The sequence below is a fragment of the Cupriavidus sp. C3SS-1 genome, assembly GCF_057073755.1.
Map to the genome: position 1 here is coordinate 1,805,684 of NZ_CP172699.1, position 12,170 is coordinate 1,817,853.

Below are 12,170 nucleotides of genomic sequence, written 5' to 3' on the forward strand. Positions count from 1 at the left end.
CGGACGGTCGCCACTTCGGCACCGTCCGTTTTTGTTTTTGCGGCGCGCCTTTCCGGAATCAAGCTTTCCAGGCCGATGCATCCGGCACCACCGTCGCAAAGCGGTCATGCAAGGCCGCCAGCGTGGCACGGTGCAATTGCGCCGCGCGCAGCGGCTCGCCGCCGAGCGGATCAGGCAGGTCGCGCGTGGCACAGGCATTGGCCACCAGCGTGACGCGATAGCCATGATCGAGCGCCGAGCGCACCGTCGCACTGATGCACATGTGCGTCTGGAATCCGGCCACGATCAGTTCCTTGCGGCCCAGCTGCGCAAGCCGCGCGGCCAAGTCCGTACCGGCAAAGCTGTTGGGCAGGTGTTTGACCACGGTCTGCTCATCGGCCTGCGGCGTCAGTCCTTCGATGAACGACACATAAGGCCCCGCCGGATCGAAGGCACCCTTGCCCTTGCCGTGATGCATGACGTGGATCACCGGCGTACCCCGCTGCCGCGCCAGCGCCAGCAGGTCGGCGCAAGCGGCCACGGCCTCCGGCATCCCGACCAGTGGCAGCACGCCGTCTGTGTATTCGCGCTGGTGATCCACGAGGATCAGCGCGGCGTCCTCCCAGGCAGATGGCTTGCGGCTGGCGCCGACGGCGTCGAGCAGCGTAACGGGGGTCGTAGCAGACATCGCGGATTCTCCGGTCGAGTAGGTTGTGCAGGCATCGTAGACCACGCTATGCTGTGCGCCAATTACCCACTCACACACAGCCGCTGTGCAAAAACGTACAGTTTCGTGGGACGACCTGCTGACCCTGTCCACGCTCATTCGCGCCGGTAGCTACTCGGCCTGCGCACGCGAGCTCGATATCACGCATGCCACGGCCATCCGGCGCATCCGACGACTGGAGACCGCGTTGGGCAAGCCCGTTGCCACGCGCGCCGAAGGCGCCTTCGAACTGACCTCGGCAGGCCGCAACGCGCTGACGGCGGCGCGACAGATGGAGCAATCGGCAGACCGCCTGATGCGCGAGCTTGAGGGCACGGGCAGCGGCACGTCCGGCGTGGTGCGCGTGGCCGCGACGGCCGCGCTGGGCAGCCACTTCCTGATTCCGCGCCTGCCGGGGCTGTACGCGGCCAATCCCGACATCGTTGTCCGTCTTGAACTCGATGACCGCCGTGCCAGCCTGGCGCGGCGGCACGCGCATCTCGCCGTGCGGCTTGCACGACCGCAGGAAGACGATATCGTCGCGCAGCGCGTCGGCACCGTGCGGTTCGGACTCTATGGTTCGGCCACCATTCAGATGGACGACAGCACGCCGCTATGCGCGCTGCTCGACGAAGGCTATGGCATTCCCGAGGCCACCTGGCCGCATGGTGCGAAGCGCCGCATCGCCTTTCACTCCAACAACCTGCTGGCGGTTCGTGAAGCGGTGCGCGCGGGCCTCGGAACCGCGTTGCTGCCGCACTATGTCGCGCACGACGATGCGGGGCTGCGACTCCTGCGCGAAGTACCCGAGGTCATGCGCGAGATCTGGCTGGCCTACCCGACCGAGTTCCGCGGCGCGTCGCGCTTCCGGCCGGTGATCGAATGGCTGGCCGATACGCTGTCCCAGTGCTGACGACAGCCGGCCAGCCCTTGCCCGTCAGGCAACAAGTCCGAACTCGGCAAGCACAGAGACCGTGTGCTCCCCCAGCAGCGGAGCCGGGCCGTGCGGCCGCGCGGTGCGCGCCAGGCCAGGCAGGTTCGCCCACGGCAACTGGCCAAGCCCTGCCTGCGCCACGCTGCCGAACACGCCCGCCTGCGCGCAATGTTCGCTCCCGAGCATCTCGCGCGGATGCCCGACGCGTCCGAACAAGACATCGTTCTCGGTAAAGACCGCCTCCCAGTGCGACAGCGGCTGCTGCACCAGCGCGACGCCCAGGCGCTGGCACAGTTCGGCCGCGCGCGGCAGGCGGCCCGCGCTGGTGCGCAGGCTTGCATCGGCGAGCCAGTCGTCGAAACCGAGCACAGTAGCCAGCCTCACGAACATGGCGTCGTTGAGCATGCTCACATAGAGCGCACCATCCGCGGCCTGGAACAAGCCCGTGGGCGCGTTGGCGGCGGCCATCTCGGCGTCCGGGAACATGGCATCGTCGAGCATCAGGTAGGACTGCAATGCCGCGCTCGCTTCCAGCAGCGACATCTTTACGTGTCGCCCCTTGCCGCCGCGCGCCGCGCGGAACAGCGCCGCCGACGCATGCTGCGCCGCGTACAGGCCCGTGCTGAGGTCCACCAGGAAAAAGCCAATGCGGCGCGGCTGGCCGGTCGCGTCCCGATTCACATGCATCAGGCCGCTGAAGGCCTGGATGGTGGTATCGACGGCCGGCAACGCGGCCAGCGGACCGTCCTGCCCGTAGCCACTGATCGAGACATAGACCAGCGCCGGGTTGTGCGCGGCCAACGCCTCATAGCCCACGCCCATGCGCTCGGCCACGCCGGGGCGATAGTTCTGGATGACCACGTCGGCCTGGTCGGCCAGCTTGCGCAGCGCCGCCCGGCCGGCATCGGTGCGCGTATCGAGCACCACGCTTTCCTTGCCGGCGTTGTACGCAATGGCGATCGCCGTCATCCCATCGCGCGCGCGGCCCATCTGGCGGCCCCAGTCTCCGGCGGGCGGCTCGACCTTGATCACGCGCGCGCCCTGCTGGCGCAGGATCAGGCCGCAGTACGGGCCGGCAATGCCCTGGCTCAGGTCCAGCACCGTCAGGCCGGCGAGCATCGGTTCGTCATCGGGCGCGGAGGCTGCCGCGGGGGTCTTGTTCATGTCTGTCTCCCGTTTGTCTTTTCGCTGGTTGCGCCGCCGCATCACGGCATGTCGAGCATGACCTTGCCGATCGCGCGGCGTGACATGGTGGTGTCGACGGCTTCGAGCCACTGGTGCAGGCCAAAATGCTGCAGCACCGGCTTCGGCATCTCGCCGTGCGCCACGGCCTGCATGATCTTGCCCACCACGTCCTGCACCTGCGGCGCGAAGCGGCTGCGCTCGTCCGTCAGGCCCCAGCCGATGTAGTAGCCGTAGTTGAAGCCGATCATCGACAGGTTCTTGACGAGCAGCAGGTTGGCAGGGACCTCCGGAATACGCCCGCTCGCATAGCCGATGGACAGCAGGCGCGCGCCCGGCGCCGCGCAGCGCAACGAGGCATCGAAGAGATCGCCGCCGACCGGATCGAACACGACATCCACGCCGCCAGGCGGGCACAGCGCCTTGACTTCGGCTGCCAGCGCCTGCGGATCGGACGGCAGCGCATGCGCGGCGCCATTGCGCACCGCGGCTTCGCGCTTGGCCCCGGTGCTGGCCGTGGCGATCACGCGCGCTCCCATCAGGCGGCCCACCTGCACGGCCGCCGTCCCCAGCGAGCCGCTCGCGCCATGCACGAGCATGGTCTCGCCGGGCTGCAGCGCGGCGCGCCACGCGAGCGCGGCCCAGACGGTGCCGTAGGTGACGGGCAATGCCGCGGCGCTGGCCAGATCCAGTCCATCGGGCACGGGATAGACGGTATCGGCAGTGGTCACCACTTCCTGCGCGAACCCGCCCCAGTCCAGCGCGGCGGCCACGCGCTGGCCGGGCCGCAGACGGGTCACGTCGGGCGCCACTTCGATGATCTCGCCCGCGGCCTCCGTGCCAGGCGTGAATGGCAGCGGCGGCTTGCGCTGGTACTTGCCCGACACGAACAGGCTCAGCGCAAAGCCCACGCCCGCATGCCGCACGCGGATGCGCACCTGGCCCGGCGCCAGCGGACGCCGCTCGATACGCTGCAGTTCCAGTTCGCTCCAGTGACACCAGCGCGAGCACACCAGTCCAAGGTAATCGCTCATACCGTGCTCAAGCCTCCCTCATTCCATCGTGATGCCGACTTCGCGGATGATGCGGCTCCATTTATCCTGGTCGCTCTTCATGACCGCGGCAAACGCTTCCGGCGAATTGCCGACTGGCACCAGGTTCAGGTCCTTCATGCGCTTCGACACCTCCGGCATCCGCACGATGCGCGCGACCTCGCGCGACAGCGCATCGACACGCGCCCTGGGCACGCCCGCCGGGAACATCAGGCCCATCCACGCATCGGGCTCGAAGCCCTTGTAGCCGGCCTCGCGGAACGTCGGCACATTGGGCAGCAGCGCCGAACGCTCGGCACCGGCCAGCGCGACCGGGATGATCTTGCCGCTCTGCAGCAGCGACATGGCCGTGCCGACCGGCACGAGCCCGATCTTCACATGGCCCGCGGCCAGGTCCGTGACCAGCGGTGCGCCACCTTTGTATGCCACGTGGGTCATGTCCAGCCCGGCCTCGCGCTTGAACAGCTCGCCAAGGATATGGCCCGTGGTGCCGGCTCCATAGGAGCCATATGGATACTTGCCTGGATTGGCCTTGAGCAGTGCCACCACATCCTTCAGCGTGCGCGCCGGGAAGTCCGACGACACCGCCAGCACGGTGTAGGAAACGGCCACCTCGCTGACCGGCGCAAAATCCGCGATCGGGTCATAGCCGATGCGCTGGTACAGCGACGGGTTCTGTACGTGCGCGGTAAACGTCAGCAGCACGGTATAGCCGTCCTTGTCCGCGCGGGCGACGTACTTGGTGCCCGTGGTGGTGCCGGCACCGGGCTTGTTCTCGACGATCACGGGCTGGTTCCAGGTCCTGGTGAGTTCCTGCCCGATCAGTCTTGCCACGGCGTCGTTGACATTGCCGGCCACGGACGGCACCACGATGGTCAGCGGCCGCGACGGATAGGGCTCGGTGTCTGCCGCCGTGGCGGCGGCCGCGGTCACGGCGCTCAGCATGATGCCCAGCAAGGCGGCACGCAGGCGCGCGCCCCAAGCGGCGGATTGGTTGTGCATTGGCTTGTCTCCTTTGTATGGCGCCTGATTTTTATGCGTCGGATGTCAGCGCCCAGGCCGCAGTCTATGGCAGTCGCCGGGCCAGCGTGATTCCATCCATTCCCGCCGCGATTCCCGGCGGGAATGGCCTGCCAATGGCTGCTATACAATGCCTCGACCCCACTTTTGCGCCCTCCCCCAGCCGACGCGATGCGATTCGAGGACCTGGAAGCCTTCCTGGTAGTGACCCAGCACGCCAACCTGCACCGCGCCGCCACCGCGCTGGGCGTGACGCAGTCGGGCTTGTCCAAGACACTGGCGAGACTGGAAGCGCAGGCCGGCATGCCGCTGTTCGAGCGCACTCCGCGGGGCCTCATCCTGACCAGCGTGGGCAAGACCCTTCATGCGCATGCGCGGCGGATCTCGCTGGCCGCCAGCGATATGCAGCAGGAACTGGCCGAACAGCGCGTGGCCAAATCCGGCACGGTGCGAATCGGCGCCATCCCGTACCTGGTACCTTCGTTGCTCTCGCCATTGCTGGCGCAGTTCTTCGTGAGCCGGCCGCTTGCCGTGTTTTCGATCGAAACCCACCTGAGCGCCCGCTTGGTGGCGGTGCTGCAGAACGGCGACGTCGACCTGATCCTGGCCGCGCGTCCCACCGTCGTTCCCGAGGATGTATGTGGATTGCCGCTAGGCCCGCTGACGATGCAGATTGTGGCGCGCAGCGAGCACCCGCGCCGCGCGCGGTTTCATACGCTGGCGGACCTGACCGAAGAGCGCTGGGCCGTGCCTGCGAGTTCGCTCTACCTGCGGCAATGGCTGGAGGAGCGCTTCACCGCCGTCGGTTTGCCGCCACCGCGTGTGGCCGTGGAAAGCACGGCATCGCCGGTTGCGTTCGGCGAACTGCTGCGCCATTCGGACCTGCTCGGCATCATGCCGCCACGCATCCTCAAGCAGGCAGAAGGGCAAGGGCTTGAGGCCATCGAAGGCCCCGGCATGGCGTGGCAGCACGAACTGGAGATCTTCTGGCGTGCAGAGGGCTATTTGTCGCCGATATGCCAGGATTTTCGGGATGCGGTGGTGGCGTGGTGCGAGCGGGCGGATATTTGAGTTCTTCAGTGACTTTGACTCAGCTCTGCTGGGGAGCCGTTCGCTTGATGGACTCCGACCCGCCCACTTCGAGCATGTTGTCCCGGACTTCAATCTTCATCGGGTCTGTCTTCTTCCACTGCGCTTTCGGGATCGCAAGTTTCCACACGGCATCCTTTCCGGCTTCCCGAAACAACGCGACCACACCGACATATTCGGTGTCATTCTTCATGGGTTCGCTGATGCTCACCGCAGCGCCTCGCCGGAGCACCACATCCTTGACCGCCAACTTCGCACACCCTCAAGCGCGAGATAGATGCCACGCTGCTGCGCCATGAGCCGAGGCTGAAGGCGATCGACCTGACGATCGGAGAGACCGAGCCCGGCATGCTTATGACCTGTCATCTGCATCAGGCCGGGCTGGTGAGATTTGGCACACACTTCACGCCAGATGGCCAGACGCGGCTCAAGCTGCCGAAGGCTTCGCAAGACATAGACTGAAACACACCACCGCCCTACCGCCCGCGCATAGCCTTCCGGACAGCTGCCGTCACCTGCTCGACCACGTCTGCACGCCAGTCGTCGGCATCGCCATAGAAGGCCTGCCGCATGGCCTGCCTGACCAGGGTGCGCTGGTTTTCGTCAGCTTCCGGATGCAGATAGAGCCAATGGTCGGCGCGCAGGGCATCCAGGACTTCCGCAACGGGCAGCGTGCCGAACTCCAGCGCGATCCCCGCATAGTCGATATCGGGCAACGTGCCCGGCACCGCTTGCCAGGCCAGGCCGGATAGCCGGGAGGATGTGGACGAACCGTCATAGATCGACGTCACCTCGTTGCCCCAGATGGCGCGGGTCCGCCCGAGTTGCGCGTCGTCGTCGGGCCCCATGCAGATCGGCTCGCCATAGCCCCACGGCCCCAGTCCGGTGTGGATGTCGATCCAGCGCAAGCTGCTGCGGCCGCTGCCGAAGCGCGCCAGCACGCGACGCAGCGTGTAATTGCTCCACGTTTCCTTGTTGCCGCCATAAAACAGGCCGCGCGGATCCTGGTACTGGCCGCCGCTGACCGCGGTCTGGTACCAGTCCATGCCTTTTTCCGCCACCGCCTTCATGAACTGCGCCTGCTCCGCGCCGGACGGCGGCCAGTGCGCCGGCACCAGCATCGGTGCGATCTCCGCGTAGGGAACGTTATCCGGCAGCGGCTGCGCAAAATCCATGAAATTGCGGTTCAGGTCAACGTTGTCTTCGTTGACCCGGCGCAGATGGGAAAAACCATAGGGATTGACGGCATGCACGAGCAACAGGCCCAGCCGCGCCTCGGCGCAGTCGGCCAGCAGCACCGCATCGGTCAGCAGGGCAACTTGCGCGCCAGAGCCGCAGAAGCCTTCCACGCCATGGACCCCGGAACTCACCATCAGCACGCGACGCGCATCGGCAGGGCCGACCCACGCGATATCCATGGCCAGGTCCTCGCCAGCACTGCCGCGCCGGGTCGGATGGGGGAATTCGGCTAGTGTTGCGCCGGCGGCACGCGCGGCGGCCAGGAACTTCTGCCGCGCCTCGGCATAACTGGTGGCAAAGCAACCCGAAACCTGGCCCATGGCGACTGCCCCACACGAACGGAGATGCTCGCATTAGACGCCAAATCGTCAGGCCTTGCCAACGTGCAGTGCGTCAGAACAGCTCGCCGCTCGCGCCCGGCCGGGCATCGTCGGGTCCCCAGATGCCTGGAGCACTGAAGGCCTGCGGATGCATTTCAATGCCCGCCGCGGCGATCTGCGCGGCCGACAGGACGAGCTGGCGCGCCAGCCAGTCATGCAGGCTGCGCAGGAAGCGGATGTTATCAAGCCGGTTGGAGGCCGCGATCAGCCGTTCCAGCTTGACATGGGCGGTGTAGACATCGAGCAGATTGGTGGCCTTGAGCCGCGGCGGCGTCGTGGGACTCTTCTCGATGGCAAGAATGCGGGCCACCTGTGCCCGGCTCATATCGCCGGTACGCTGGAATTGCTCGTAGACATCCTGCAGTGGCGCAAAACGCACCGTGGGCTGGACGCGCGGCACGGCCGCGACCTTTTCCATGCGCAGCACGAGGTAGCGGATGGCCGCCAGGCGCTGCTCGGCATCGCGCTGCGCAGCGGTGGGCCGGCGGCGCGGCGTCCTGGCAGCAGCGAGGGACGCATCCAGCGCCTCCGACTGGCGCACTACGTCGCGCTCGGTATAGTCAGGCACTTGCACGAGCAGCGCCGGATGGACCAAAGCGGCCTGGGCGCAGGCTTCACCGAACGGGTACTCGTGGCCCTGCGCGTCGCGCAGGATGTAGGCCCGGCCATCGGGAAAGCCATGGTGGCGCCCGGTCGTGCCGCGCGCGTGGCAGCGCGTGTCGAGGTCGACGAAGTCCTTGCGTACGGGAATCCAGCCCCCGTGTTGTGCCTGGGTCATGTGTGCGGTATAGCGGGTAAAAGCGGCTGGCCCCATCTACTGATTGACCACTCAGCCGAACCGGTTATTGTCGCCGATCGTGCCGCGACCGGCCAGGTTCCGCTATTTCAGCATGAACGACATCGCCGACAGGCAGTTCAGCATGCGCACCGCCGACTGCACCGAGTCCGCCGCGAAGGTCAGCGTGACACCGTCCACGCGCTCCAGCGTCGGCCACTGGCAAAACAGATCCGCGTGCGCGGGGGTCTGGGTCTGGAGCCGGCAATTCACCGGCGCATCGATTCGGAACGCGCGGGCCGTGGCCCGTTCGCGCACCGCCACCGCAGCCGCGTCGCGGATAGCATCGCGCGCCGCCTCCGGCGCAAGCGTGCTGCCGCTGCCGAAGCCGTCCGCCGACTTGGTCTGCACATAGCGCACCCACGGCATCAGGGGCCGGGTCTCGCCGATAAACACGTTATCGCCGCTCGCCATCAGCACCGGCACGCCGAACTCGCCAGCCAACGCAGCGTAAAGCCCGGCCTCGCCCAGCTCTTGCCCGTTCAGCAACACCCGCGCGAACGCGCCGCTGTTGATCGTATGCGCCAGCACGCCCCGGCTTTGCGCACGGCCGTGATAGCCGATCATGAACACGCCGTCGCAGCCCGTTTCCACGCCGGCCATCATGCCGAGGTAGCGCGGCTTGCCCAGCACGAGCTGCGCACGCGAATCGATCTGGTCGGGCAACAGGTTGCGAAAACCGCCGTGCGAGTCATTGACCAGGACCTCGGTGGCGCCGGCTTCAAAGGCGCCCTGCACCGCGGCGTTGGCTTCGCCAGTCATCCACGCGCGCGCGCGCTCGTACTCGCCGTTTCCGGCGCGGGTCTGCTCGGCGTGAAAGACACCGGCAATGCCTTCGATGTCGGTAGAGATCAGCAGCTTCATGTCGGATTGCGCAGTTCGGGCATGACGTCCAGCAAGGCCTGCCGCACGTGGCCATCGCGGCCCTGCACAGGCAAGGCGCGCCAGAGCGCGTGGAGGATGGCCTGCTCAACGCTGTCGGAGGCCGCGCGGAACAGCGGATCCAGGCGGCTTTCGTGCAGCAGCGCCACGGAAGGCATCGGATCTGCGGCATGGTGCGGCACGGTGTACGCGCTGGAAAACGCCAGCACGATATCGCCCGATCCATGCCCGTACACCGACCCCGTGCGCGCCAGGCCCGCGCCTGCGCGCAGGGCCAGCCGGCGCAGTTGGCGCGCATCGAGCGGCGCGTCGGTGGCCACGATCATGATGATCGAACCCTTCTCGGGCTCCGGCGTCCGTGCCGCGAGCCGTGCGGCCAGCGCACCACCGACATGCCGGCCTGCCACGACGAGAGATTCCGGCGTCCCGAAGTTCGCCAGCACCAGCGCGCCGACGCAGTAGCCGCCGGCGAGCCGCGAAGCCGTGCCGATGCCGCCCTTGACGCCAAACGCCGACATGCCGCGCCCGGCCCCGACCGAGCCGGCCTCAACGTCCGCGCTGGCAGCAGTACAGGCCGCCTCATAGTGGCCACCGTTGACCGCCAAGGCCTGGATATCGTTCAGGTAACCGTCATTGCACTCGAACACCAGCGGGTTGACCGTCGGCAGCGCCCGGCCGATCTCCGGATTGGCCGCGATCGCCTCGCGGATCTGCGCTTGCGCCACCGCGCCGACAGCGAACGTGTTGGTCAGTGCAACCGGCGTCTCCAGCACGCCCAGTTCCTCCACCTGCACGAGGCCTACGCTCTTGCCGAAGCCGTTGATCACGGCGCAGGCGGCGGGCACCTTTTGCAAGTAGGGATTGCCGTTATGCGGCCGCACCACCGTCACGCCGGTCTGCAGGTCGCCGGCATCGAGCGTGCAATGGCCGACCGTCACACCGGCCACGTCCGTGATGCTGTTGCGCGCGCCTGCGGGCAGCGTGCCGATGAACGGCGCCATTACCTGTTTCCTCTGCATGTCGTCAGCGCCGGTCGATCTTGGGATCGAGCGCGTCGCGCAGGCCATCGCCCAGCAGGTTGAAGGCCAGCACCGTCAGGAAGATTGCCAGGCTCGGGAAGATCGCGACGTGCGGCGCCGTCACCATGTCGGCGCGCGCCTCGTTGAGCATGGCGCCCCACTCCGGCGTCGGCGGCTGCGCACCGAGCCCGAGGAACGAGAGACTTGCCGCCGTGATGATCGATGTGCCGATGCGCATCGAGAAATACACCACAATCGACGACACCGTGCCCGGCAGGATATGCCGCATCAGGATGGTCCAGTCCGATGCGCCGATGCTGCGCGCGGCCTCCACATAGGTCAGCTGCTTGAGCATCAGCGTATTGCCGCGCACGAGGCGCGCAAAGGCCGGAATGCTGAAGATGGCCACGGCGAAGATCACGTTGACCATGCCATTGCCGAGAATCGCCACGATGCCGATCGCAAGCAGGATGCCCGGGAACGCGAACAGCACGTCGGAAATCCGCATGACGATGCGGTCCCACCAGCCTTCATAGTAGCCGGCCAGCAAACCCAGCGCCGTACCGATCAGCGCCCCGATGATGACGGACAGGAAGCCCGCCGCCAGCGAGATGCGCGTGCCGGCCAGGATGCGGCTGAAGATGTCGCGGCCGAGCGAGTCAACGCCCATCCAGTGGGCCGCGGACGGGCCTGCGTTGAGCGCGTCGTAGTCGAAGAAGTTCTCGGGGTCGTATGGCACCAGGTGCGGCGCCAGGATCGCCACCACGATCAGCAGCAGCACGAACGCGCCGGCGCCGAGCGCCAGGTGCTGCTTGCGGAATTTGCGCCAGAACTCGGTCCAGGGCGTACGCACGGCTTGCGGCGCCGCGGCTGCCGCGGTTGCCGGGCTGGCGGCGGGCGTGGAAATCTCTGTCATGCCGGCCTCCCTCTCTTACTTGTAGCGGATGGTTGGATTGATCACCGTGTAGAGCAAATCCACCACCAGGTTGATCAGGATAAATTCGAGCGAGAACAGCAACACCTCGGCCTGGATCACCGGGTAGTCGCGCATCTCCACGGCATCGACCAGCAGGCGCCCGAGGCCCGGCCAGTTGAAGACCTTCTCCACCACGATCGAGCCGCCCAGCAGGAAGCCGAACTGCAGGCCCATCATGGTCACGACCGGGATCATGGCGTTGCGCAGCGTGTGCTTGGCGACGACCACGGTCTCGCGCACGCCCTTGGCACGGGCGGTGCGCACGAAATCTTCCTGCAGCACCTCGACGAACGAGGCGCGGGTGAAGCGCGCCATCACCGCCGCCACCGCGGCACCGAGCGTCAGCGACGGCAGGATGTAGTGCTTCCAGCTTTCGGCGCCGATCGACGGCAGCCAGCCGAGCTGGACGGAGAACACTTCCATCAGCAGCATGCCCAGTGCAAAGGCCGGGAACGAGATGCCGGACACGGCAAGCGTCATGCCCAGGCGATCAGGCCAGCGGTTGCGCCACACCGCCGAGCAGATGCCGATCACCATGCCGAACACGACGGCCCAGACCATCGATGCAATGGTCAGCCACAGCGTCGGCATGAAGCGGTCGCCGATCTCTTCGCTGACCGGGCGCTTGGTGCGCAGCGAATGCCCGAACTCACCTCGGACCGCGTTCGAGAAGAAGTGCACGAACTGCTGGGGCATGGGCTTGTCCAGTCCCAGGTCCTTGCGCACCAGTTCGACCGTGGCCTGGTCCGCCTCCGGGCCTGCCGCCAGGCGCGCCGGATCACCGGGCAGAAGGTGGACGAACAGGAACACCAGCACCGCGACGATCAGCAGTGTGGGGATCACGCCCAGGCATCGTTTGAGGAAATAGTTCAGCATG

Annotated in this window: 13 protein-coding genes and 1 pseudogene; 3 read left to right on the forward strand and 11 right to left on the reverse strand. The window is 66.9% G+C overall.

Translation table 11 applies throughout. The annotated features are described in order from the left end of the window. Positions 1-58 precede the first annotated feature (58 nt). Complete coding sequence (locus ACIGJC_RS08310; RefSeq protein WP_483708284.1) at positions 59-667, reverse strand: cysteine hydrolase family protein; 609 nt, start codon at positions 665-667, stop codon at positions 59-61. Between the two features lie 85 nt (positions 668-752). On the opposite strand from ACIGJC_RS08310, the gene ACIGJC_RS08315 reads away from it, so the two are divergent. After that, on the forward strand, positions 753-1,598 hold the full coding sequence (locus ACIGJC_RS08315; RefSeq protein WP_483708285.1) for a LysR family transcriptional regulator: 846 nt from the start codon (positions 753-755) through the stop codon (positions 1,596-1,598). Between the two features lie 24 nt (positions 1,599-1,622). Here ACIGJC_RS08315 and ACIGJC_RS08320 read toward each other — a convergent pair whose 3' ends face one another. From ACIGJC_RS08320 to ACIGJC_RS08330, 3 genes are read right to left on the reverse strand one after another with little or no spacing between them, the layout of a single operon-like run. Beyond that, positions 1,623-2,783 (reverse strand): CaiB/BaiF CoA transferase family protein, encoded by a 1,161-nt coding sequence (locus tag ACIGJC_RS08320; RefSeq protein WP_483708287.1) that lies wholly within the window; start codon positions 2,781-2,783, stop codon positions 1,623-1,625. A 41-nt stretch (positions 2,784-2,824) separates the two neighbouring features. After that, entirely contained in the window at positions 2,825-3,835 is a 1,011-nt protein-coding gene (locus tag ACIGJC_RS08325; protein WP_483708288.1) for an NADPH:quinone oxidoreductase family protein, read from the reverse strand. Between the two features lie 18 nt (positions 3,836-3,853). Further along, the gene (locus ACIGJC_RS08330; protein ID WP_483708289.1) at positions 3,854-4,855 is read right to left on the reverse strand and encodes a Bug family tripartite tricarboxylate transporter substrate binding protein; all 1,002 of its coding nucleotides are present in this window, start codon (positions 4,853-4,855) and stop codon (positions 3,854-3,856) included. A gap of 189 nt (positions 4,856-5,044) precedes the next feature. On the opposite strand from ACIGJC_RS08330, the gene ACIGJC_RS08335 reads away from it, so the two are divergent. Continuing rightward, positions 5,045-5,944 carry a LysR family transcriptional regulator gene (locus ACIGJC_RS08335; protein ID WP_483708290.1) on the forward strand — a complete coding sequence of 300 codons (900 nt, stop codon included), beginning with the start codon at positions 5,045-5,047 and terminating at the stop codon, positions 5,942-5,944. Positions 5,945-5,963: 19 nt separating this feature from the next. Here the strand turns inward: ACIGJC_RS08335 and ACIGJC_RS08340 are convergent, their stop codons facing one another. Beyond that, a complete protein-coding gene (locus ACIGJC_RS08340; protein WP_483708292.1) occupies positions 5,964-6,155 on the reverse strand; it encodes a hypothetical protein in 192 nt (63 codons plus the stop codon). A gap of 50 nt (positions 6,156-6,205) precedes the next feature. Between ACIGJC_RS08340 and ACIGJC_RS08345 the strand changes: the two are divergent. Then, positions 6,206-6,424: pseudogene (locus ACIGJC_RS08345) on the forward strand (GPW/gp25 family protein); the annotation flags it as partial. Between the two features lie 14 nt (positions 6,425-6,438). Here the strand turns inward: ACIGJC_RS08345 and ACIGJC_RS08350 are convergent. The 6 genes from ACIGJC_RS08350 to gsiC all read right to left on the reverse strand — a co-directional run bounded on the left by ACIGJC_RS08350 (position 6,439) and on the right by gsiC (position 12,169). Further along, positions 6,439-7,521 carry a M14 family metallopeptidase gene (locus tag ACIGJC_RS08350; RefSeq protein ID WP_483708294.1) on the reverse strand — a complete coding sequence of 361 codons (1,083 nt, stop codon included), beginning with the start codon at positions 7,519-7,521 and terminating at the stop codon, positions 6,439-6,441. Positions 7,522-7,594: 73 nt separating this feature from the next. Then, positions 7,595-8,359 (reverse strand): hypothetical protein, encoded by a 765-nt coding sequence (locus ACIGJC_RS08355; protein WP_483708295.1) that lies wholly within the window; start codon positions 8,357-8,359, stop codon positions 7,595-7,597. Between the two features lie 102 nt (positions 8,360-8,461). Next, positions 8,462-9,280, reverse strand: coding sequence for a M55 family metallopeptidase (locus ACIGJC_RS08360; RefSeq protein WP_483708296.1), 819 nt, complete (start codon positions 9,278-9,280; stop codon positions 8,462-8,464). Next, on the reverse strand, positions 9,277-10,299 hold the full coding sequence (locus ACIGJC_RS08365; protein WP_483708298.1) for a DmpA family aminopeptidase: 1,023 nt from the start codon (positions 10,297-10,299) through the stop codon (positions 9,277-9,279). Before ACIGJC_RS08365 ends, ACIGJC_RS08360 begins: the two co-directional genes overlap by 4 nt. Positions 10,300-10,321: 22 nt before the next feature. Then, a complete protein-coding gene (gene gsiD / locus ACIGJC_RS08370) occupies positions 10,322-11,233 on the reverse strand; it encodes a glutathione ABC transporter permease GsiD (RefSeq protein WP_483708300.1) in 912 nt (303 codons plus the stop codon). A gap of 15 nt (positions 11,234-11,248) precedes the next feature. Next, the gene (gsiC, locus tag ACIGJC_RS08375) at positions 11,249-12,169 is read right to left on the reverse strand and encodes a glutathione ABC transporter permease GsiC (RefSeq protein ID WP_483708301.1); all 921 of its coding nucleotides are present in this window, start codon (positions 12,167-12,169) and stop codon (positions 11,249-11,251) included. Between the last annotated feature and the right edge of the window lies 1 nt (position 12,170).

Coding starts and splice junctions, on each gene's coding strand:
- ACIGJC_RS08365 (WP_483708298.1), bottom strand. CDS start 10,299: ATGGCGCCGTTCATCGGCACGCTGCCCGCAGGCGCGCGCAACAGCATC.
- ACIGJC_RS08330 (WP_483708289.1), bottom strand. CDS start 4,855: ATGCACAACCAATCCGCCGCTTGGGGCGCGCGCCTGCGTGCCGCCTTG.
- ACIGJC_RS08335 (WP_483708290.1), top strand. CDS start 5,045: ATGCGATTCGAGGACCTGGAAGCCTTCCTGGTAGTGACCCAGCACGCC.
- ACIGJC_RS08320 (WP_483708287.1), bottom strand. CDS start 2,783: ATGAACAAGACCCCCGCGGCAGCCTCCGCGCCCGATGACGAACCGATG.
- ACIGJC_RS08340 (WP_483708292.1), bottom strand. CDS start 6,155: ATGAAGAATGACACCGAATATGTCGGTGTGGTCGCGTTGTTTCGGGAA.
- ACIGJC_RS08355 (WP_483708295.1), bottom strand. CDS start 8,359: ATGACCCAGGCACAACACGGGGGCTGGATTCCCGTACGCAAGGACTTC.
- ACIGJC_RS08360 (WP_483708296.1), bottom strand. CDS start 9,280: ATGAAGCTGCTGATCTCTACCGACATCGAAGGCATTGCCGGTGTCTTT.
- gsiD (WP_483708300.1), bottom strand. CDS start 11,233: ATGACAGAGATTTCCACGCCCGCCGCCAGCCCGGCAACCGCGGCAGCC.
- gsiC (WP_483708301.1), bottom strand. CDS start 12,169: ATGCTGAACTATTTCCTCAAACGATGCCTGGGCGTGATCCCCACACTG.
- ACIGJC_RS08310 (WP_483708284.1), bottom strand. CDS start 667: ATGTCTGCTACGACCCCCGTTACGCTGCTCGACGCCGTCGGCGCCAGC.
- ACIGJC_RS08350 (WP_483708294.1), bottom strand. CDS start 7,521: ATGGGCCAGGTTTCGGGTTGCTTTGCCACCAGTTATGCCGAGGCGCGG.
- ACIGJC_RS08325 (WP_483708288.1), bottom strand. CDS start 3,835: ATGAGCGATTACCTTGGACTGGTGTGCTCGCGCTGGTGTCACTGGAGC.